The organism is Streptomyces rubiginosohelvolus, assembly GCF_014649875.1.
Taxonomy (GTDB): Bacteria; Actinomycetota; Actinomycetes; order Streptomycetales; family Streptomycetaceae; genus Streptomyces; species Streptomyces rubiginosohelvolus.
Map to the genome: position 1 here is coordinate 151,740 of NZ_BMTW01000014.1, position 20,654 is coordinate 172,393.

A 20,654-nucleotide genomic window follows, 5' to 3' on the forward strand; every position below is an offset into this window, starting at 1 on the left:
GGGGCTCCGCCCCGGACCCCGCTCCTCAATCGCCGGAGGGGCTATAGATAGCCCGTCCGGGGGACAGCACCCCAGGAGGGCGCTCAGGTGCTTCGCGCGATCTCCGCGAACGTCGCCCCCGTCAGCTCCGCCAAGTCCGTGGCCGCCAGCTCGACCTCCAGGCCCCGGCGCCCCGCCGAGACGCAGATCGTGGCGTGCGTCCGTGCCGACGCGTCCAGCACCGTGCGCAGGCGCTTGCGCTGGCCCAGCGGGGAGATTCCGCCCCGGACATAGCCCGTCGTGCGTTCCGCCGCCGCCGGGTCCGCCATCGTGGCGCGTTTGCCGCCCACCGCGGCTGCCAATGCCTTGAGGTCCAGGGAGCCGGCCACCGGGACCACCGCGACCGTCAGAGCGCCGTCCACGTCCGCGACCAGGGTCTTGAAGACCCGGTCGGGGGAGACGCCCAGGGCCTCGGCGGCCTCCTCGCCGTAGGACGGGGACGCCGGGTCGTGGTCGTAGGCGTGGACCGTGAACGCGGTGCCCGCCGCGGTCAGGGCGACCGTGGCGGGGGTGCCGCCCGGCTGGTGCTTCTTGGACTTCTTCGCCACCGGGGCCGGTCCTCGTCAGTTGGGGTGGGTGGGGGCCCGCGTCAGGTCCGTCGCCGGCAGCGACGGCAGGTGCCGGATGACCGCCGTCTCCTTGCGCAGCAGCGTCAGCTCCTCGCGCAGCCGGGTCGCGGTGTCCGGGGCCTGGAGCAGGCGCTGCTTGGTGGGGACGTCCAGGACCGTGGCCGCCGCGACCAGGTAGGAGATCACGGACGGGTCGTCCGGGAGGTCCGCGCCGGTCGCCAGCGAGCGTTCGCTCGCCCCGGCCAGTCGCTTCTGGTACGAGCGGAAGGCCCGCAGAACGCCCTCGGCCAGGGCTCCGGCCTCGTCGGCCTCGTCCCCGGCGGGCGGCTCCTCGGCCAGGTCCTCGACCTCGGCGGTCAGATACGGGCCGTCCACTTCGACGGACAGCAGCCTGACCCGGGTGGTGCCGGTGGCCAGGACCTCGAAGCTGCCGTCGGCGCGCTCGCGGATCGTGGCCGCGTCGGCGACACAGCCGACCCGGTGGAAGGTCTGGATCGGATCGGGGCCGAAGCCGTCCGCCGGGGCGCGCTCGGCGGGCGGGGCCGCCGCGACCGTGTCCGGCATGCCGGTGGCCGTCGGGGCGATCTCGCGGCCGTCGCGGATCGCCACCACGACGAAGCGGCGAGGTTCGTCCTCGTCGCTCTTCAGCAGCTCCCGCATCATGGCGCGATATCGCTCTTCGAAGACGTTGAGCGGCAGCACCAGGCCGGGGAACAGCACCGCGTTGAGCGGGAAAAGGGGAAGGCGGGCGGTGGTCACAACGCTCAAGCGTAATGGCCCCTGGGGCGGCCGTGCCCGGCCCGGTCGCGCAGCGGGGTCAGGGAGGCCACCTGGAGGCGTGCGCCGTCCCGCGCGTCCAGGAACCGGCCGAGCGCGTCCTCGGACACCGACGACCACGGGAACGACGTCGCGTGCAGCCCGATCAGGTTGAACTGGTGCAGCGCTTCCGCCCAGCGGCCCCGGGCGAGCAGGACGTACGCGAGGAGGTTGCGGACCTCGGCCGGCCAGGGATCGCCGGGCCGGTAGGCGGCGGAGAGCTTGATCGCCAGGTCGGCCGCCGCGTCGATCCGCTCCTCCAGTACGGAGGTGGTCCGGCCCGCCGCCTGGGTGTCCAGGAGCAGCGCGAAGGCCGCCCGGACCGGCAGGGCCTGCACCAGGGAGTCGGGCAGCGCGTCCGCCGCGGCCTGCTCGGCGAAGTCGAAGCACTCGCGGTGCGAGCCGTACCAGGCGGCCGAGAGATAGCGCAGCGCCGCCACATGGCAGCCGTAGTGGTGCGCGGAGCGCCGTACGGCCTGCTCCCACAGCGACTCGAAGGCGGTGTGCGTGGCGTGGGTGCCGCGTGCGTGGTCCAGGGCCAGGCGCCACGGCACGGGGTCGCGTGGGTCCGCGTCGGCGGCCGCGGTGATCAGCGGGCCGACCTCGCGGAGCCGTTCCGCGCGGGCGGGCGACTCCCATGCCCGGCGGACCGACAGCTCCGCCTTGACCAGCAGGGCGTCCGGATCGCGGGGGGCGGCGGCCAGCCAGTCGACGAGCCAGCCGTCCCGGTTGCGGGCGAACGTGACGAGCCGGCCGAGGTGGCGGTCCCGGTTCTCCCAGTCGGCGGCGTCCCGGGTGGTGGCGAGCAGCTTGGCGGCCGGTTCGTAGTCGCCCAGGGCAGCGGCGACCAGCGCGGGAGAGAGCCGCTCGTCGGGGGCGTCGAGCAGCACCGCGTCATCCGCGGACAGTCCGGCGGACAGCGGAGGGCTGTGCCGGATCATGCGCGCGGTACTGAGCAGAGCGCGAAGGAAAGCCATGGTGCAGACCATTGAAAAGCGCTGGTGAGGGCCGCGCCAGAGGCGTGCTGTGAAGCTTCTGTGCCGAGTGAATGGGTTGTATCTGGCCGGGTCAAGAAAGGGCAAAGGAAATGCCCGCCATTGGCTTGATTGCGACTACCCGGGGGCCTCTTCCGTCCCGGTGGTCACCGCGCGCGAGAGCGGCCGGGGGCGGGGGAACAGTCGCCCGCGATCGTACGGTTACGGCTCCCGGAGCAGTCCCCGTACGGCATCCGCCCCCTCTGCCCCGCCCGCCGGGGTCAGCCCCTGCGCAGCATCCGGGAGGCCCCCGCCGCCACCGTGGTGGCCAGAACCCATCCCACCAGCACCAGACCGGCCGCGGCCCACTGCCAGGCGCCCTCCATCCGCCAGTAGCCGTCCTGCCCGAGGTTGATCACCGGGACCAGCAGATCCAGCGCGTACAGGGCGGGGTTCCACTGCGGATGCTCCTCGCCCTTCATCGAGGGCGGGGCATGCTGCGCGAACGCCACCGTCCCCGCCGCCCACAGCACCGCCATCCACACCGCCGCCCGGCCCGGCCGGTAGCCGTACGCCACCGTCCAGTCCTGGAGGTATCCCCAGGCCTTCGCCGCGGGCGGCAGCGTCTCGCGGCGGCGGCGCTGCTTGGCGAGCAGCACCTCGCGCGCGTCCGCGTCCTCCCCGCAGCTGCGCATCACCGTGGCCAGGCGCTCGTACGGCTCGGGGACGTACTCCGGGGTCGCGGCCTGCACCCACTCCAGCCGCCGGGAGAGCGGGAAGTGGCCGTAGGGGACGAGGTTCTCGTAGACGAAACCGCCCATCGCCAGACCCCCGGGGCCCGGCCAGCTCGTCGACAGGTCGATCAGGGTCACCACCTTCGCGCCGTTCAGCACGACCCGCCCCTCCTCCGGGCGCTCCGCGTTGAACCGCAGCTCCGGCGTGACGATCCGGCGCAGCGACAGCTCCTCCTGCCGGGTCATCGTGAACCGGGCCTTGTGCAGGTCCACCGCGTCCCCGAACCGCCCGTCGTCCAGCCGCACCCCGCCCTTGCTCTCGAAGATCTGCGAGCGGGTGCCGCGCGCCGGTGTCGGGGCGTAGACCACGCCGTACGGGGGAGTGGTGCCCTGGTTGCCCGTGTCGACGCTGACCCACGCCTCGGTCATGTAGAGCGTGCGCTCCACCGTCAGCTGCGGGGCGTTCAGCGCGCGCCGGTCCTCCGCGGCGCGCAGCCGGCTGCCGCGCAGGCTCAGCGAACCGCCCACCTTCGTCCCGCGCAGGCTCAGCTCGCCCAGCGTCTCGATCATCTCGGCCTGGAGGTCCTGCGCGACCGCCATGCCGTCCCCGACGATGGCCCGCCCGTGCCGGTCCGGGCCCACACTGAGCTGGTTGAGCAGCAGATCCGTGCCGATCTGGGCGTCGGTCAGCCGGATCCCCCGGTCGATCCGGCAGCGCGGCAGATGCAGATCGCCCTCCGTGTGCAGCCGCGCCGCCTCCAGCCGGGGCAGCGCGCAGCCCACGAGCCGCAGCGTCGTGAAGTGGCACTCGGGGAGCACCACCTCCTGCTCGAAACGGCAGCCGGTCAGCTCCACGTACGGAGAGACCCGGCCGCCCGCCAGATCCAGCTTCCCCGTGATCCGCACCCCCCGGAGCTTCAGCGCCGCCACCCGGCCGGGCCGGGCCGGCGGGCCGTCCAGCAGCAGCCGCGCCACCGTGCGCGCGCCGACGCTCCGCTCGGGCCCCCAGGTCTGCGGGGCGAACGGGTCGTTGCGGGTCGTGTCGTAGGTACGTAAGTCGTAGGTGGTCCCGTTGCGGAAGGACTGCCACATGCCCAGCTCCGCTGCGCTGAGGCCGTCCGGGATATCGCCTTCGTGCGGCTCGGTCACGGCCGCTCCCTCCGTGCACACCTGCTGTTGCGCTGCCGCCATGCCCTCGTGGGCACATGCCGTAGAGCCGTTATGCCCCTGTGTGACGCCGTGAAAGCCAGCGGTCAGCAGTGACAGCCGGACATGGCCGAGACACGTATCAGCCAGTGGTGCGGACGACCGGTATCAGCCAGTGATACGGGCGACCGGCCGTTCCGAGCGGTCTGAGAGAATTGCCGTGTGATCTCTCGAATCGACCTGCGCGGCGACGCCCTCCCCGAGGGTGGAGCCCTGCGCGACCTGCTGCCCCGTGCCGAGTTCGACGTGGAAGCCGCCCTGGAGACGGTGCGGCCCATCTGCGAGGACGTACGCCATCGTGGCTCCGCGGCAGTGATCGACTGGGGAGAGAAGCTCGACGGTGTCCGGATCGAGTCGGTACGGGTGCCCGCCGAGGCCCTGTCGAAGGCTCTCCAGGAGCTGGACCCGGCCGTCCGCGCCGCGCTGGAGGAGTCGATCCGCCGCGCCCGCCTCGTCCACCGCGAGCAGCGCCGCACCACGCACACCACCCAGGTCGTCCCCGGCGGCACCGTCACCGAGAAGTGGGTCCCCGTCGAGCGCGTCGGGCTCTACGTCCCCGGCGGCCGCTCGGTCTACCCCTCCTCCGTCGTGATGAACGTCGTCCCGGCCCAGGAGGCGGGCGTCGAGGGCGTCGCCGTCGCCTCCCCGCCGCAGAAGGACTTCGGCGGCCTCCCGCACCCGACGATCCTCGCCGCCTGCGCCCTGCTCGGCGTCGACGAGGTGTACGCGGCCGGTGGCGCCCAGGCCGTCGCGATGTTCGCGTACGGCACCGAGGAGTGCTCCCCGGTCAACCTGGTCACCGGCCCCGGCAACATCTACGTCGCCGCCGCCAAGCGCCTCCTCAAGGGCCGTATCGGCATCGACGCCGAGGCCGGGCCCACCGAGATCGCGATCCTCGCCGACGCCACCGCCGACCCGGTGCACGTGGCCGCCGACCTGATCAGCCAGGCCGAGCACGACCCGATGGCCGCCGCCGTCCTGGTCACCGACTCCGAGGAGCTGGCCGCCGCCACCGAGGCGGAGCTGGTCCCGCAGGTCGCCGCCACCAAGCACATCACCGACCGCATCGAGCCCGCGCTCGCCGGCCGCCAGTCCGCGATCGTCCTGGTCTCCTCGATCGAGGACGGCCTCAAGGTCGTCGACGCGTACGGCGCCGAGCACCTGGAGATCCAGACCGCCGACGCCGCCGCCGACGCCGACCGGGTCCGCAACGCCGGAGCGATCTTCGTCGGCCCCTGGGCCCCCGTCTCGCTCGGCGACTACTGCGCCGGTTCCAACCACGTCCTGCCCACCGGCGGCTGCGCCTGCCACTCCTCGGGCCTCTCCGTGCAGTCCTTCCTGCGCGGCATCCACATCGTCGACTACACCCGCGACGCGCTCGCCGAGGTCACCCACCATGTCGTGACCCTCGCCGAGGCGGAGGACCTCCCCGCCCACGGCGCAGCCCTCAAGGCAAGGTTCGGCTGGAAGGTCCCGCAGCAGTGACGAACGGCAGCACCACCCCCCGTAACCCCTGGGACGAGCTCCCCATCCGCGACGAACTGCGCGGCCAGTCCCCGTACGGAGCGCCCCAGCTCGACGTCCCCGTACGCCTCAACACCAACGAGAACCCCTACCCGCTCCCCGAGGCCCTGGTCGAGCGGATCGCCGAGCGGGTCCGCGAGGCCGCCCGCGGCCTCAACCGCTACCCCGACCGGGACGCCGTCGAGCTCCGCACCGAGCTGGCCCGCTACCTGTCCCGCACCGCCGGGCACGAGGTGACCGCGGCCCACGTCTGGGCAGCCAACGGCTCCAACGAGGTCCTCCAGCAGCTGCTGCAGACCTTCGGCGGGCCCGGCCGCACCGCGATCGGCTTCGAGCCCTCGTACTCCATGCACGCCCTGATCTCCCGGGGCACCGGCACCGGCTGGCTCTCCGGGCCGCGCAACGACGACTTCACCATCGACGTGGACGCCGCCCGCGCCGCCATCGCCGAGCACCGGCCCGAGGTCGTCTTCATCACCTCGCCCAACAACCCCACCGGCACCGCCGTCGACGCCGACACCGTCCTCGCCCTGTACGACGCCGCCCAGGCCGCCGGACCCTCGATCGTTGTCGTCGACGAGGCGTACGGCGAGTTCAGCCACCGGCCCTCGCTGCTCCCGCTGATCGAGGGCCGCCGCAACCTGATCGTCTCCCGGACCATGTCCAAGGCGTTCGGCGCGGCCGGGCTCCGCCTCGGCTACCTCGCCGCCGACCCGGCCGTGGTCGACGCGGTCCAGCTGGTCCGGCTGCCGTACCACCTCTCCTCCGTCACCCAGGCCACCGCGCTCGCCGCCCTGGAGCACACCGATACGCTGCTGGGGTACGTCGCGCAGCTCAAGAGCGAGCGCGACCGGCTGGTGGCCGAGCTGCGCGCCACCGGCTACGAGGTCACCGACTCGGACGCCAACTTCGTCCAGTTCGGCCGCTTCGACGACAGCCACGCCGTCTGGCAGCGGATCCTCGACAAGGGCGTCCTGGTCCGGGACAACGGCGTACCGGGCTGGCTGCGGGTCACCGCGGGCACCCCGGCAGAGAACGACGCGTTCCTCGATGCGGTACGCGAACTCAAGAAGGAGCACGACGCATGAGCCCCCGCGTAGGCCGCGTGGAACGGACCACCAAGGAAACGTCCGTGCTCGTCGAGATCAACCTCGACGGCACCGGAAAGGTCGATGTCGCCACCGGGGTCGGCTTCTACGACCACATGCTCGACCAGCTCGGCCGCCACGGCCTCTTCGACCTCACGGTCAAGACCGAGGGCGACCTGCACATCGACACCCACCACACCATCGAGGACACCGCGCTCGCGCTCGGCGCCGCCTTCAAGCAGGCCCTCGGCGACAAGGTCGGCATCTACCGCTTCGGCAACTGCACCGTCCCGCTGGACGAGTCGCTCGCCCAGGTCACCGTCGACCTCTCCGGCCGTCCCTACCTGGTGCACACCGAGCCGGAGACCATGGCCCCGATGATCGGGACCTACGACACGACGATGACCCGCCACATCTTCGAGTCCTTCGTCGCCCAGGCGCAGATCGCCCTGCACATCCACGTCCCGTACGGCCGCAACGCCCACCACATCGTGGAGTGCCAGTTCAAGGCGCTCGCCCGCGCCCTGCGGTACGCCGCCGAGCACGACCCGCGCGCCGCCGGCATCCTGCCCTCCACGAAGGGCGCCCTGTGACCGGCCTCAACACCATCCTGATCGTCGTGGGCCTCTTCCTGGCCGGCGGCGTCTACTCCTTCGCCAAGCAGGGGATGCCCAAGGGCGTCATCGTGCTGCTGTCGATCGGCTCCGTGATGTGCCTGGTGGCGGGCATCCTGCGGATCCAGGGCCTGTGGGACTGAGGAGCACCCTGTGACTGACACGAAAAAGGTCGTCGTCTTCGACTACGGCTTCGGCAACGTCCGCTCCGCCGAGCGGGCCCTCGCCCGCGTCGGCGCGGACGTCGAGATCACCCGCGACTTCGACCGCGCGATGAACGCCGATGGGCTCCTCGTCCCCGGCGTCGGCGCGTTCTCCGCCTGCATGGACGGTCTGAAGCGGGCCCGCGGCGACTGGATCGTCGGCCGCCGGCTGGCCGGCGGCCGCCCCGTCATGGGCATCTGCGTCGGGATGCAGATCCTCTTCGAGCGCGGCATCGAGCACGGCGTGGAGACCGAGGGCCTGGACGAATGGCCCGGCACGGTCGGCCCCCTGAAGGCCGACGTCGTCCCGCACATGGGCTGGAACACCGTGGAAGCCCCCGAGGACTCCCGGCTCTTCGCCGGCCTTGACCCCGAAGCCCGGTACTACTTCGTGCACTCCTACGCGGCGCACGACTGGACCCTCGAAGTCACCAACGCCAAGATCCGTGCGCCCAAGGTCACTTGGTCCACGCACGGCGAACGGTTCGTGGCCGCCGTGGAGAACGGCGCGCTGTGGGCCACCCAGTTCCACCCCGAGAAGTCCGGCGATGCCGGCGCCCAGCTGCTGACCAACTGGATCGAGACGCTGTAATGCCGAAGCTTGAACTGCTCCCCGCCGTCGACGTCCGCGACGGCCAGGCCGTCCGCCTCGTCCACGGCGAGTCCGGCTCCGAGACCTCCTACGGCTCCCCGCTGGAGGCCGCCCTCGCCTGGCAGTCCGCCGGCGCCGAGTGGCTGCACCTCGTCGACCTGGACGCCGCCTTCGGCACGGGCGACAACCGCGCCCTGATCGCCGAGGTCGCCGGGGCCATGGACATCAAGGTCGAGCTGTCCGGCGGCATCCGCGACGACGCCTCGCTGGAGGCCGCGCTCGCCACCGGCTGCCGCCGCGTCAACCTCGGCACCGCCGCCCTGGAGACCCCCGAGTGGGTCGCCAAGGTCATCGCCGAGCACGGCGACAAGATCGCCGTCGGCCTCGACGTCCGCGGCACCACCCTGCGCGGCCGCGGCTGGACCCGCGACGGCGGCGACCTCTACGAGACCCTCGCCCGCCTCGACGCCGAGGGCTGCGCCCGCTACGTCGTCACCGACATCGCCAAGGACGGCACCCTGGAAGGCCCCAACCTGGGCCTCCTGCGCGACGTCTGCGCGGTCACCGACCGCCCCGTCGTCGCCTCCGGCGGCGTCTCGTCCCTGGACGACCTCCGCGCCATCTCCCTCCTCGTCCCCGAAGGCGTCGAGGGCGCGATCGTCGGCAAGGCGCTGTACGCGAAGGCGTTCACGCTGGAAGAGGCGCTCAAGGCGGTCGCCGCGTGACCGATTCCGCTTCCGCTGTACGCCGGATCTCCACCGGCGCCCCCTGGGAGGAGAAGTTCGGCTACTCCCGCGCGGTCGAACTCCCCAACGGGCTCGTCCTGGTCGCCGGCTGCACCTCGGTCGTCAACGGTCAGATCTCCGCGGGCTCGCCGTACGAGCAGGCCGTCACCTCCTTCGACGTCGCGTTCGCGGCGCTGGAGCAGGTGGGCCTGGGACGCGAGGACGTCGTCCGCACCCGGATGTACCTCACGCACGCCCGGGACGTCGACGAGGTCGGCCGCGCCCACAAGGAGCTGTTCGACGCCGTACGCCCCGCCGCCTCGATGATCATCGTGTCCGGTCTCGTGGACCCGAGCCTGGTCGTCGAGGTCGAGGTCGAGGCCTACCGAGGAGGCGCGAAGTGACGCTCGCCGTACGGGTCATCCCCTGCCTCGACGTCGACAACGGCCGGGTCGTCAAGGGCGTCAACTTCCAGAACCTGCGCGACGCGGGTGACCCCGTCGAGATGGCCAAGCTGTACGACGCCGAGGGCGCCGACGAGCTGACCTTCCTCGACATCACCGCCTCCAGCGGCGACCGCGAGACGACGTACGACGTGGTCCGCCGCACCGCCGAGCAGGTCTTCATCCCGCTCACCGTCGGCGGCGGCGTCCGCACCCCGGACGACGTCGACAAGCTGCTGCGCGCCGGGGCGGACAAGGTCGGCGTCAACACCGCCGCCATCGCCCGCCCCGACCTCATCCGCGAGATCGCCGAACGCTTCGGACGCCAGGTCCTGGTGCTCTCGGTCGACGCCCGCCGCACCCCGGAGGGCACGTTCGAGGTCACCACGCACGGCGGCCGCAAGGGCACCGGCATCGACGCCGTCGAGTGGGCCCACCGGGCCGCCGACCTGGGTGCGGGCGAGATCCTGCTGAACTCGATGGACGCCGACGGCACCAAGGACGGCTACGACACGGAGATGATCGAGGCGGTGCGCAAGCACGTCACCGTGCCCGTCATCGCCTCCGGCGGCGCGGGCCGGCTCGCCGACTTCGCCCCGGCGATCGGGGCGGGGGCCGACGCGGTGCTCGCCGCGTCCGTCTTCCACTTCGGCGACCTGCGGATCTCCGAGGTCAAGGGCGCGCTGCGGGACGCGGGGCACCCGGTCCGCTGAGCCCGTACGCGGTGCGAGGCGGTATCACCGGTCTGCCGAGACCGGTGATACCGCCGATGCGTACCCCCGGGACGCAGGGTGAGAGTGGCGACCGCCGGTGAACGACGCCGGCGGCCACGCGGTGTCCCCCGAGAGCCTCTGGACGACGGGCTCAGGAGCCTCGCGTGGTGTGGTTCCCCGCCACCTCCGAGAGGATCCCCCCGTGCAGCAGCACCTCCCCTCCGGCACCATCCCCCCGCACCCTTCCCGCCCGAGCCGCTCCGGTACGTTCACGGGTCGCTCCCGTACGCTGACGGGTCTGGTGACCGCCGGTGCGGCCACCGCCGGCCTCCTGCTGACGGGCCTGGCGCCCGGCGCCCAGGCCGCCGACAATCCCTATGAGCGCGGCCCGGCTCCCACCAACGCCTCCATCGAGGCGAGCCGCGGCTCGTACTCCACTTCCCAGACCTCGGTGTCCTCGCTCGCCGTGACCGGATTCGGCGGCGGCACCATCTACTACCCGACGTCCACCGCGGACGGCACCTTCGGCGCGGTCGTCATCTCGCCAGGCTTCACCGCTTACGAGTCCTCGATCGCGTGGCTGGGACCACGCCTGGCCTCCCAGGGCTTCGTCGTGTTCACCATCGACACCAACACCACGCTCGACCAGCCCGACAGCCGGGGCCGCCAACTCCTCGCCGCCCTGGACTACCTGACCCAGCGCAGTTCGGTACGGACCCGGGTCGACGCCGGACGCCTCGGTGTGATGGGCCACTCGATGGGCGGCGGTGGCTCCCTGGAGGCCGCCAAGAGCCGCACATCGCTGAAGGCGGCGATCCCGCTGACCGGCTGGAACACCGACAAGACCTGGCCCGAACTGCGCACGCCCACCCTTGTGGTGGGGGCGGACGGTGACACCGTCGCCCCGGTCGCCACGCACTCCGAACCGTTCTACGAGTCGCTGCCCGGCTCCCTCGACAAGGCGTACCTGGAGCTGCGCGGCGCCTCGCACTTCACGCCGAACACCTCCGACACGACGATCGCCAAGTACAGCATCTCCTGGCTGAAGCGATTCATCGACAATGACACCCGCTACGAGCAGTTCCTCTGCCCGCTCCCGCGGCCGAGCCTGACCATCGCGGAGTACCGGGGCACCTGCCCGCACACGGCGTAGAGCCGAGGCTCCGGACTCTGCCGCGCTGTGCTCCGGCACAGCGCGGCAGGGCTTCGGATGGGAGCCCGCCCCGCACCGGGCGGTCTCAGGGCGCGGCGCTTCCGCCGTCGCCGGCCGCTACGTACCGTGCCGGTGTGACCCCATCCACGACCGTGCGCAGTCCGCTCCGGCTGTACGGCCGGGACGATGAACTCGCGACCCTCGAAAAGCTGTTGGCACTGTTACGGCGAGGTGACGGGGGCGCGCTGGTGCTGGCGGCGCCGCCTGGTCTCGGCCGTACGGCGCTGCTGCGCGCGGCAGCCGAGGCCCACCGCGATCGGGGCCCCGTGCTGTACGCCACGGCGGCCCCCGCCGAACGTGCCGTGCCCTGCAGCGGCTTGGGCGCCCTGCTCGGTGTGGGCCCGGCCGGGGCATCGCCGGCCGCTCCGCACACCGGCATCACGCCCGCCGCCCTGGCCCGCCGGCTGCGGGAGTTCGCCGATGGCGGGCCGCTGCTGGTCTGCGTCGACGACGCGCACGCCTGGGACGCGGCGTCGCGGGCCGCCCTCGCCTTTGCCGCCCGCGGGCCGGGCACGGGCAGCCGGATCGCCTTCCTCCTCTCGGTCGCGGACGGCACCGCCTTCGCCGGACTGCCCACGCTGCATCTCGCGCCCCTGGACGAAGGCGCGGCCTCGGTGCTCCTGGACCGGCTGACCGCCGGCACCGAAGGGCTCGACCCGGTCGTGCGCGCCGAAATCCTCCGCGAGGCGGGCGGAAACCCCGGTCTGCTGGCCGGGATCAGTGGCCGCCTCACCCCGGACCAGCTCGCCGGACGCACCCCCCTGCCCTGGCCCCTGACCGGCGGTGAAGCGGTGCTGGCCGCCCACGCCGAAGGCATCGACGACCTCCCGGACCGGACCCGCACCCTGCTCCTGCTCGCCGCGGCGGCCCAGGAGCACGAGCCTGAGGGCGCCGGGGCCGACGCGCTGCTCCTGCTGCGCGCGGGCACCCGGGGCGGGCTGCCCCGAGCCTTCCTCGACCGGGCCCTGTCCGACGGCACCGGAACGGGTGGCATGCTCCAACGGGCGGGCAGCCGCGTCCACTTCGGCCACCGCCTCGCCGCTCGTGCGGTGCTCCATCACGCCCCGTGGGCGCGCCGCAGCGCCGCCCACGAACTGCTGGCCACCCTCTTGACGGAGTCCGGCGACCGGAGCGGCCCGGACGACGTGCCGGCCCGGGACGTGCCGGGCCTCCCGGACGCCCCGGATGCCCGCACCGCGCGCATCACCGCCGCAACCCCTGCCCTCCCGCTCGCCGCCCTCGTCCAGCGGGCCTGCGCCGCTTCCGGGCCGGACGCGGCGCTGGCCGCCGGGCTCGAAGCGGCGGCCGTCGCCCCCTTCGCGCACGCCGCGCGCTCCGCGGCCCTGGCCCGTGCCGCCCTGCTCTCCAGCGGGCCGGCCCTGCGGGCAGCCAGGTTCGCCGCGGCGGCCGAGCAGGCACGGCTGGCGGGCGACCCGCCCCTGGCCCGGTCCCTGCTGGCCAGAACCGGGCCCCGCACGGCCGACACCGCCCCCGCTCCCGTGGATTCTGCGACCACCCCGGACGTCCCCGCCACCGACCCGGCGCCGGGTCTCGCCCCGTACGTCCACGGCATGCTGGCCCTCCGTTCCGGGCCCGTCGCCGACGCCCACGAGATCCTGCTGGCCGCGGCCGCGCTTCTGGCTCCGCACGATCACCGCCGGGCGCTCGACGCTCTTCTCGGCGCGGCCGAGGCGGCCTGGGCGGCTGGGGACGCTCTCGGCTACCTCGACGCCCTGAAGCGTCTCGCCCGCACCCCGGCGGGCGAGGGCCTGGAGCACTACCGGGCCGGGATGAGCGCCGTGCTCGAAGGCCGGACCGCCGAAGGACACATCCGCCTCCGTCGTTGCCTCGCGCTCGCGGGGGACCCCGGCGACCCGGCCGCGCTGCTCCGGGCCGGAGTCGCGGCTCTGGCCCTCGGTGACATCGCCGCAGCCTGCCGCGCGGGCACCCGCGCGCTCGCCGCCGTACGGACCGCAGGGCCCGAGGCGCTCCTGCCGCAGGCGCTCGAACACCTCGCCTACGCCGAACTGCGGGCCGGGCGGCACGCCGGTGCGCGGGCTCACGCCCTGGAGGGCCTGCATGCGGCCCGGCGTACGGGTCAGCCGAACAGTTCCGCCCGTCTGCACGCCGTGCTCGCCCTCGCCGCCTCCGTTGAAGGGCCTGCCGAGGTGTGCGCCGCGCACGAGGAGGCCGCGCTGTCCGGGGCGGGCCCGCACGGACTGGTCCAGGCCGCCACGCTGGCCACCTGGGCCCGGGCCCGCGCCGACCTGGCCGCCGGGCGGCCGGGTCAGGCGGCCGCCCGGCTGGCCCCGCTCGTCAAGGCCGGGCCGGGCCGGGGCCACTTCGCCACCCGGATGCTCGCCGTGCCCTGCTGGGTCGAGGCCGCCGTGCTGAGCGGACGGGAGCCCGCTGAGTCTCGTGAACTCCACGCCGCGGTCGACGAGTTCGCTTCCTGGGCCGCCCGGGCCGCCGATCCGGGAGCCCCCGCCCAACTGGCCCGCTGCCGCGCCCTCCTGGCCTCCGCCTCCGAGGCCGACGCCCAGTATGCCGAGGCCCTGGCCCACCACGAACGGGCGGGCGGCGACTTCGAACAGGCGCGCACCCGGCTGCTGTACGGGCAGTGGCTGCGCCGCCGTCGGCGTACCCGCGAGGCCCGCGGTCCGCTGCGCGACGCCCTGGTCGGCTTCCAGCGCTGCTCGGCACGCGTCTGGGCGGACCGGGCGGCCGGGGAGCTGCGGGCGGCGGGGGAGCCGGCCGGAGCCGGGACCGGCCCGGCGGGCGACCCGTTGGCGATGCTCACCCCCCAGCAGCAGCGCATCGCCCGCTGCGTCGCCGAAGGGGCGACCAATCGCGAAGTGGCGCTGCGGCTCTCGCTCAGTCCGCGCACGGTCGACCATCACCTCCGTAACGTGTTCGCCGCCCTCGCCATCCGCTCCCGCACCGAGCTGGCCCGGTTGCTGAGCCCCTGACCTCCGTCATGGCCGTTGCACGGCCGGGAGGTTGCGAGACCGTGATGACGAGTTCCGCGCAGACCCCTAGGTACCGACTGGGCGGTATGTCATTCTGCGGGCGTCAGGATCGTCTCGCCGCGCTCGCGCCCTGCCCGGGCGGTGCGCCGGGCCGCCGCTCGCGCGGCCGGCCGATTCCCGGTGGAGGCCGCCATGCCACAGGTCGTACGTTCGCGGAACGGGGCGCTGCACGGCCCCTCCCCGGTACCGCCGTTGCCGCACCGCTTCCGGTCCCTGGCCGACCGTGAGGCCGTCGAGGTGCTGCACCGGGCCGCCCGGGTCCTAGTCGCCTCGCTGCCCGCCCTCACCGACCGGCTCGTCGAGGCCCTGTACGCGCAGGAGCCCGCCTACCGGGCGGCGATCGACTCCGACCGGGCCGAGGTCTGGCAGGAGGTCCACCACTCGCTGCGGCACAACGTCGGTTCCCTGATCCAGCCCCGCGAGTTCCGGGAGTCGGCCCACCGCACCTCCCGCTGGATCGGCGAGATCCGCGCCGAGCAGGGCGTCCCGCTCGACGCCGTCCTGCACGCCTTCCGGATGGGCGGCGCGATGGTCTGGCAGGACCTCGTGGACGAGACCGCCCGGCGCGACCCCGACGACATCCGGCTGCTCGTCCATGTCGCCGCCGACGTGTGGAACTTCGTCGACGAACACTGCGGGGTCGTCGCGGACGCCTACCGGCAGGCCGAGCGGAGGCTGTCCTGGCGGCGCGAGAACCGCCAGCGGCTGATGGTCGCCGCGCTGCTCGACGGGACCGCCCGGATCGCGGACCTGGCCGAGGCGGCGGAGATGCTGGGACTGCCGGAGCAGGGGCGGTACGCGGTGCTCGCGGCAACGGCCCCCGGTCCGCGCGGGCCGGGGGCCGTTGCCGCAGGCGGGGGACTCGTCTCCGCGAGCGACGCGGGGGTCGCCCGGCACGGGCCGGGGCTCGCGGCCCGTCCGCCGGTGGTGCTGCCCGCCGCCCACCCGGGAGCCGCGGCGCTCTGGCACCCGGGCCCGGACGCCGAGTTCGCGATCCTGCCGCTGACGGGCCCGCCCGGCGAGCTGAGCGAACTGGCCGCCGCACTGGACGTACCGGCCGGGACCCGGGCCGGGATCGGCTCCGCCGTCGAGGGACTGGCCGCCCTCGGCGACGCCCGGCGGCTGGCGGAGACCGCGCTGCGCGCCTGCCCGGCCTCCGGCGGGACCGTCCTGCTCGACGAGCACCTCCCGGACGCGCTGGTCGTGTCGTCCCCGGCGCTCGCCGGAGCCCTCGCCGACCGGGTGCTGGGCCCGCTGGACCGGCTGGACCCCGCCGACCGCGACGTCATCGTGGAGACCCTCACGGCCTGGCTGGACGCGGACGGCTCGGCGCAGCGGGCGGGCGCCCGGCTCTACTGTCACCGCAACACCGTCCTCAACCGACTCCGCCGCTTCGAACAGCTCACCGGCCGCTGCCTCACCCGCCCCCGGGACGCGGTCGAGGTCTCGCTCGCCCTGGCGGCGCGACGGCTGCTGGGCACCTGAAGCCCCTGCTTGTCCGGCACCTCCTGACGCCCGAAAACTCCGCAACAAATATTGCGCAATTATTCTTGCGCAACTTTTCCTGCGCATCTACGGTCGTGTCATGCCCAGTGACGAACGACGCCGCATCTCCGACCTCGACACCCTCAAGGCGATCGGCCACCCCCTGCGCCTGAAGCTCTACCGCGCCCTGCACATCAAGCGCACCGCCACCGCCTCCCAGCTCGCCGACCAGGTCGACGAGGCGGTCTCCCTCGTCAGCTACCACCTGCGCAAGCTCGCCGACCACGGACTGATCGAACCGGCCGAGGGGCAGGGCACCGACGGCCGGGAACGCTGGTGGCAGCCGTCCTCCCGAGGGCTGACCTACAACGACGCGGACTTCGACGACGCACCGGACAGGGCCGCCGTCTACGCCGCCGCCAGCCGCATGTCCTTCGACCAGCACGTCGAGCTCTACCGCGCCCACCAGAGCGCACGGCACACCTGGGACGCGGAGTGGCGCAGTGCCTCCTGGAGCTCGGAGAACCTCCTCAGGCTCACCGCCGCCGAACTGGCCGCCCTCAGCCAGGAGATGGGCGCGCTGATCGACCGTTACGAGGAAGCGGGCCGCGCCCGCGACGACGCGGGCGACACGGCGGGCCGGGAGAGCGTCGCCCTGCACACCTACGGCTTCCCCTTCCGCCCATGAGCCCGCCCGACTCTCCCGGAAAGGCCGCACCCGTGACCGTCACCGCCGTGGAAGCCCCCGAACGCCCCGCGCACCGTGACCCGAACGTCCTGCGCTGGCTCGGCGCGTACACCGCGTCGATGATCGGCGACAGCGTCTACTTCATGGCCCTCGCCTGGGCCGCCGCCCGTACCGGCAGCGCCTCCGGCACCGGCCTCGTCCTCGCCGCGGGATCGATACCCCGGGCGCTCCTCATGCTCGGCGGGGGAGTGCTCGCCGACCGGCTCGGGCCCCGCCGCGTCGTCATCGGCAGCGACACCGCCCGCGCCGTCCTGGTCCTCGTCCTCGCCGCGGTCCTGGTCCTCACCGCGCCCACCGTGGGCGTCCTGCTGGTCGTCGCCCTGCTCTTCGGCGCGGTCGACGCCCTGTTCCTGCCCGCCGTCGGAGCGCTGCCGCCCCGGATCAGCACCCCGGGCCAGCTCGCCCGGATCCAGGGCCTGCGCGCACTGGCCGCGCGCGGCTCCTCGATCATCGGCGCGCCGATGGGCGGGGTCGCCGTGGCGACCGGCGGCCCCTCGCTCGCCTTCGCCGCCGCCGGAGTGCTCTTCGCCCTGTCCCTGCCGCTGCTCCTGAGCCTGCGGATCAGACCCCTGGCCGAGCCGGAGACCTCCGGTGAGGCAGCGGCCGCCGCGAAGGCCCCCAATGCCTGGCACGACCTCGTCGGCGGGCTCCGCTACATCCGCCACGACCGCCTGCTCGGCCCGCTCATGCTCGTCATCGCCCTCAGCGAGCTGGGCTTCGTCGGACCGCTCAACCTCGGCCTGATCCTGCTCTCCGAGCAGCGCGGCTGGGGCGCCTCCGGCATGGGCTGGATCGTCGCCGGATTCGCCGCCGGGGCGGCCGGGTCCGCCCTCCTCCTCGCCGTCCGGGGCCGGGTGCCCCGCGCCGGACTCGTGATGAGCCTGATGGCGCTCGTCGGCGCCGTCGGCATCGCCGCCCTGGCCCAGGTCCCCACGGTCGCCCTCGCCGCCGCGGTCGCCGCGTTCGTCGGCCTGACGGCCGGTCTGGCCGGCGCGCTGTGCGGTGCCCTCGTCCAGACCGCCGCCGCCCCGGCGTACCTGGGCCGGGTCACGTCCGTGTCGACGTTCTTCACCTACGCGCTGATCCCGCTGAGCTATCCGGTCACCGGGGCGGCCATCGCACTCTGGGGGACCGGATCGGTGTACGCGGTCAGCGCGGCCGTGTGCGGGACGGGCGGCGCGGCGGGCCTCGCCCTCACCGCACTCCGCCGCGCCGAACTGCCCCGCTGACCCGTCAACCGCCCGACCGGGGCCGCCACCCCCGGCCGGACGCCCGCCGGACCACCGGCCCCGTCACGCGCCCCGCGTCACATCCCCAGCTCGGCCTTCCGTACCCGCTCCACCGCTGCCTGGTCGCCCTCCACCTGCACGTCCGCCGCGCTCTGCCGTCCGTACGCGAACAGCAGCAGCTCGGCCGGCTCGCCGGTCACCGTCACCACCGGGGTGCCCTTGTGGGCCACCGCCGTGCGGCCGTCCGGGCGGCGCAGCACCAGGCCGACGGGGGAGCGGCGGCCCACCAGCCGGGCGGTCTTCTCCACGTTCGACCAGAGCACATCGGCGAAGACCGGGTTCAGCTCGCGGCGCGACCAGTCGGGCTGGGCCCGCCGCACATCCTCCGCGTGGACGAAGAACTCCACCGTGTTGGCCGCCTCGTCGATCTGCTTCAGGGCCATCGGGGAGAACCGGGGCGGTCCGGTACGGATCAGCTGGATCAGTTCCTCGTACGGCTTCGCCGCGAACTCCGCCTGCACCCGCTCCAGCCGGGCCTTCAGCACACCCACCAGCAGCCCGCCCGCCGCGTCCGCGCGGCGTTCGCGGACCACCACATGGGCGGCCAGGTCGCGGGTCTTCCAGCCGTCGCACAGGGTCAGGGCCTCGGGGCCGGCCGCTTCCAACAGATCGGCGAGCAGAAGACGTTCACGCTTCGCATGGGTCGACATGCCCGCCAGCGTACGACCGTCACCCCGGGTCCGCCCAGTGGACGTCCGGCCGGGAAACGTCCGGCACCACGGCACAATGGCCCCATGACCAGCACGCCCGACCCCACCCCGCCCACCGGCAGCCTCGACCCCGCCATCGCCGCCCGCCTCAAGCGCGGCGCCGACGGCCTGGTCCCGGCCATCGCCCAGCAGTACGACACCGGTGAGGTGCTGATGCTCGGCTGGATGGACGACGAGGCGCTGCACCGCACCCTCACCACGGGCCGCTGCACCTACTGGTCGCGCAGCCGCCAGGAGTACTGGGTCAAGGGCGACACCTCGGGCCACGTCCAGCACGTGAAGTCCGTCGCCCTGGACTGCGACGCCGACACCGTCCTCGTCAAGGTCGACCAGACCGGCGCCGCCTGCCACACGGGTGACCGCACCTGCTTCGACGCCGACGTCCTCCTCGACAGCTAAGGTCCGGCCATGGATCTCGACACCTTCCGCAAACTGGCCGTCGACCGGCGCGTCGTCCCCGTCAGCCGCCGCCTCCTCGCGGACGGCGACACTCCGGTCGGCCTGTACCGCAAGCTCGCCGCCGAACGCCCCGGCACCTTCCTGCTGGAGTCCGCAGAGAACGGCCGCACCTGGTCGCGCTACTCCTTCATCGGCGTCCGCAGCGACGCCACCCTCACCGCCCGCGACGGCGAGGCCCACTGGCTGGGCACCCCGCCCGTCGGCGTGCCCCTGGCCGGCGACCCGCTGGACGCGCTCCGGGCCACCGTCGAGACCCTGCACACCCCGCGCGACCTGGTCGTGGACGAGGGCCTCCCGCCGTTCACCGGCGGCATGGTCGGCTACCTCGGCTACGACATCGTGCGCCGCCTGGAGAAGATCGGCGAGCACGGCGGCGACGACCTGAAGCTGCCCGAGCTGACCATGCTCCTCACCTCGGACCTCGCCGTCCTCGACCACCAGAACGGCACCGTCCTGCTGATCGCCAACGCGATCAACCACAACGACCTCGCCACCGGCGTCGACGAGGCCCACGCGGACGCCGTCGCCCGCCTCGACGCGATGGAGCGCGACCTGCGCCGCCCGGTCGAGAACGCCCCCGCCGTCCTGCCCCCCTCCGAGCTGCCCCCGTACACCGCGCTGTGGGGCGGCGAGGCCTACCAGGACGCCGTGGACGACATCAAGGAGCGCATCCGGGCAGGCGAGGCCTTCCAGGTCGTCCCCTCCCAGCGCTTCGAGACGCCCTGCACCGCGAGCGCCCTGGACGTCTACCGGGTGCTGCGGGCCACCAACCCGTCCCCGTACATGTATCTCTTCCGCTTCGACGGGTTCGACGTCGTCGGCTCCAGCCCCGAGGCCCTCGTCAAGGTCGAGGACGGCCGGGCCATGGTCCACCCGATCGCCGGGACCCGGCACCGCGGCGCCACCCCGCAGGAGGACCAGGCGCTCGCCGAGGAACTGCTCGCCGACCCCAAGGAGCGCGCCGAGCACCTGATGCTCGTCGACCTCGGCCGCAACGACCTGGGCCGGGTCTGCGAACCGGGCAGCGTCGAGGTCGTCGACTTCATGTCCATCGAGCGCTACTCCCACGTGATGCACATCGTCTCCACCGTCACCGGCCGCGTCACCGAGGACCGCACCGCCTTCGACGTCCTCACCGCCTGCTTCCCCGCGGGCACCCTCTCCGGCGCTCCCAAGCCGCGCGCCATGCAGATCATCGAGGAGCTGGAGCCGAGCCGCCGCGGACTGTACGGGGGCTGCGTCGGCTACCTCGACTTCGCCGGGGACTCCGACACCGCCATCGCCATCCGGACCGCCCTCCTCCGCGACGGCACCGCGTACGTCCAGGCCGGGGCGGGCGTCGTCGCCGACTCCGACCCGGTCGCCGAGGACACCGAATGCCGCAACAAGGCGGCGGCCGTGCTCCGCGCCGTCCATACGGCCAACCGGCTCCACGGCCGCTGAACGCCCGCTGAACCGCTGACGGCCGACCGGCTCCACGG

Annotated in this window: 20 protein-coding genes; 15 read left to right on the plus strand and 5 right to left on the minus strand. The window is 73.6% G+C overall.

The window, feature by feature from the left end:
• Positions 1–83: 83 nt before the first annotated feature.
• The 4 genes from ybaK to IE134_RS26635 all read right to left on the minus strand — a co-directional run bounded on the left by ybaK (position 84) and on the right by IE134_RS26635 (position 4,281).
• A complete protein-coding gene (ybaK, locus tag IE134_RS26620; protein WP_030719030.1) occupies positions 84–587 on the minus strand; it encodes a Cys-tRNA(Pro) deacylase in 504 nt (167 codons plus the stop codon).
• 15 nt (positions 588–602) lie between these two features.
• Positions 603–1,367 (minus strand): LON peptidase substrate-binding domain-containing protein, encoded by a 765-nt coding sequence (locus IE134_RS26625; RefSeq protein WP_030719032.1) that lies wholly within the window; start codon positions 1,365–1,367, stop codon positions 603–605.
• A 5-nt stretch (positions 1,368–1,372) separates the two neighbouring features.
• Positions 1,373–2,413 carry a hypothetical protein gene (locus IE134_RS26630; protein ID WP_030719035.1) on the minus strand — a complete coding sequence of 347 codons (1,041 nt, stop codon included), beginning with the start codon at positions 2,411–2,413 and terminating at the stop codon, positions 1,373–1,375.
• A 266-nt stretch (positions 2,414–2,679) separates the two neighbouring features.
• Positions 2,680–4,281, minus strand: coding sequence for a hypothetical protein (locus IE134_RS26635; RefSeq protein WP_030719038.1), 1,602 nt, complete (start codon positions 4,279–4,281; stop codon positions 2,680–2,682).
• 219 nt (positions 4,282–4,500) lie between these two features.
• Here IE134_RS26635 and hisD point away from each other — a divergent pair, with 219 nt between their 5' ends.
• From hisD to IE134_RS26700, 13 genes are all read left to right on the plus strand, one after another.
• Positions 4,501–5,823, plus strand: coding sequence for a histidinol dehydrogenase (gene hisD, locus IE134_RS26640; RefSeq protein ID WP_189431944.1), 1,323 nt, complete (start codon positions 4,501–4,503; stop codon positions 5,821–5,823).
• On the plus strand, positions 5,820–6,950 hold the full coding sequence (locus IE134_RS26645) for a histidinol-phosphate transaminase (RefSeq protein WP_030719048.1): 1,131 nt from the start codon (positions 5,820–5,822) through the stop codon (positions 6,948–6,950). The genes hisD and IE134_RS26645 overlap by 4 nt, the downstream gene beginning before the upstream one ends.
• Positions 6,947–7,543, plus strand: a complete 597-nt coding sequence (hisB, locus tag IE134_RS26650) for an imidazoleglycerol-phosphate dehydratase HisB (protein WP_098895635.1) — start codon at positions 6,947–6,949, stop codon at positions 7,541–7,543. Before IE134_RS26645 ends, hisB begins: the two co-directional genes overlap by 4 nt.
• Positions 7,540–7,707, plus strand: a complete 168-nt coding sequence (locus tag IE134_RS26655; RefSeq protein WP_003969742.1) for a CG2302 family histidine operon protein — start codon at positions 7,540–7,542, stop codon at positions 7,705–7,707. The genes hisB and IE134_RS26655 overlap by 4 nt, the downstream gene beginning before the upstream one ends.
• Before the next feature lie 10 nt (positions 7,708–7,717).
• Positions 7,718–8,359, plus strand: a complete 642-nt coding sequence (gene hisH / locus IE134_RS26660; RefSeq protein WP_030719053.1) for an imidazole glycerol phosphate synthase subunit HisH — start codon at positions 7,718–7,720, stop codon at positions 8,357–8,359.
• A complete protein-coding gene (gene priA, locus IE134_RS26665) occupies positions 8,359–9,084 on the plus strand; it encodes a bifunctional 1-(5-phosphoribosyl)-5-((5-phosphoribosylamino)methylideneamino)imidazole-4-carboxamide isomerase/phosphoribosylanthranilate isomerase PriA (protein WP_010064537.1) in 726 nt (241 codons plus the stop codon). Before hisH ends, priA begins: the two co-directional genes overlap by 1 nt.
• A complete protein-coding gene (locus tag IE134_RS26670) occupies positions 9,081–9,488 on the plus strand; it encodes a RidA family protein (RefSeq protein ID WP_030719057.1) in 408 nt (135 codons plus the stop codon). Before priA ends, IE134_RS26670 begins: the two co-directional genes overlap by 4 nt.
• Positions 9,485–10,240, plus strand: a complete 756-nt coding sequence (hisF, locus tag IE134_RS26675) for an imidazole glycerol phosphate synthase subunit HisF (RefSeq protein ID WP_030719060.1) — start codon at positions 9,485–9,487, stop codon at positions 10,238–10,240. Before IE134_RS26670 ends, hisF begins: the two co-directional genes overlap by 4 nt.
• Positions 10,241–10,442: 202 nt before the next feature.
• On the plus strand, positions 10,443–11,393 hold the full coding sequence (gene bdeA, locus IE134_RS26680; RefSeq protein ID WP_030719063.1) for a bis(hydroxyethyl) terephthalate hydrolase: 951 nt from the start codon (positions 10,443–10,445) through the stop codon (positions 11,391–11,393).
• A gap of 134 nt (positions 11,394–11,527) precedes the next feature.
• Positions 11,528–14,422, plus strand: coding sequence for an AAA family ATPase (locus IE134_RS26685; protein WP_229823747.1), 2,895 nt, complete (start codon positions 11,528–11,530; stop codon positions 14,420–14,422).
• Between the two features lie 192 nt (positions 14,423–14,614).
• Positions 14,615–15,967: a PucR family transcriptional regulator gene (locus IE134_RS26690; protein WP_030719067.1), complete on the plus strand. Its 1,353-nt coding sequence runs from the start codon at positions 14,615–14,617 to the stop codon at positions 15,965–15,967.
• A 100-nt stretch (positions 15,968–16,067) separates the two neighbouring features.
• Entirely contained in the window at positions 16,068–16,655 is a 588-nt protein-coding gene (locus IE134_RS26695; protein ID WP_030719068.1) for an ArsR/SmtB family transcription factor, read from the plus strand.
• 32 nt (positions 16,656–16,687) lie between these two features.
• Positions 16,688–17,944, plus strand: a complete 1,257-nt coding sequence (locus IE134_RS26700; protein ID WP_189431961.1) for an MFS transporter — start codon at positions 16,688–16,690, stop codon at positions 17,942–17,944.
• Positions 17,945–18,021: 77 nt separating this feature from the next.
• Here IE134_RS26700 and IE134_RS26705 read toward each other — a convergent pair whose 3' ends face one another.
• Positions 18,022–18,654: a TIGR03085 family metal-binding protein gene (locus IE134_RS26705; RefSeq protein ID WP_030719074.1), complete on the minus strand. Its 633-nt coding sequence runs from the start codon at positions 18,652–18,654 to the stop codon at positions 18,022–18,024.
• An 84-nt stretch (positions 18,655–18,738) separates the two neighbouring features.
• Between IE134_RS26705 and hisI the strand changes: the two genes are divergently transcribed.
• Both hisI and IE134_RS26715 read left to right on the plus strand, forming a co-directional pair.
• Complete coding sequence (gene hisI / locus IE134_RS26710; protein WP_030719077.1) at positions 18,739–19,113, plus strand: phosphoribosyl-AMP cyclohydrolase; 375 nt, start codon at positions 18,739–18,741, stop codon at positions 19,111–19,113.
• A gap of 9 nt (positions 19,114–19,122) precedes the next feature.
• The gene (locus IE134_RS26715; RefSeq protein ID WP_030719080.1) at positions 19,123–20,616 is read left to right on the plus strand and encodes an anthranilate synthase component I; all 1,494 of its coding nucleotides are present in this window, start codon (positions 19,123–19,125) and stop codon (positions 20,614–20,616) included.
• Positions 20,617–20,654: the final 38 nt, after the last annotated feature.

Coding starts and splice junctions, on each gene's coding strand:
- IE134_RS26715 (WP_030719080.1), top strand. CDS start 19,123: ATGGATCTCGACACCTTCCGCAAACTGGCCGTCGACCGGCGCGTCGTC.
- priA (WP_010064537.1), top strand. CDS start 8,359: ATGCCGAAGCTTGAACTGCTCCCCGCCGTCGACGTCCGCGACGGCCAG.
- IE134_RS26705 (WP_030719074.1), bottom strand. CDS start 18,654: ATGTCGACCCATGCGAAGCGTGAACGTCTTCTGCTCGCCGATCTGTTG.
- hisB (WP_098895635.1), top strand. CDS start 6,947: ATGAGCCCCCGCGTAGGCCGCGTGGAACGGACCACCAAGGAAACGTCC.
- IE134_RS26690 (WP_030719067.1), top strand. CDS start 14,615: ATGCCACAGGTCGTACGTTCGCGGAACGGGGCGCTGCACGGCCCCTCC.
- IE134_RS26630 (WP_030719035.1), bottom strand. CDS start 2,413: ATGGTCTGCACCATGGCTTTCCTTCGCGCTCTGCTCAGTACCGCGCGC.
- hisI (WP_030719077.1), top strand. CDS start 18,739: ATGACCAGCACGCCCGACCCCACCCCGCCCACCGGCAGCCTCGACCCC.
- IE134_RS26695 (WP_030719068.1), top strand. CDS start 16,068: ATGCCCAGTGACGAACGACGCCGCATCTCCGACCTCGACACCCTCAAG.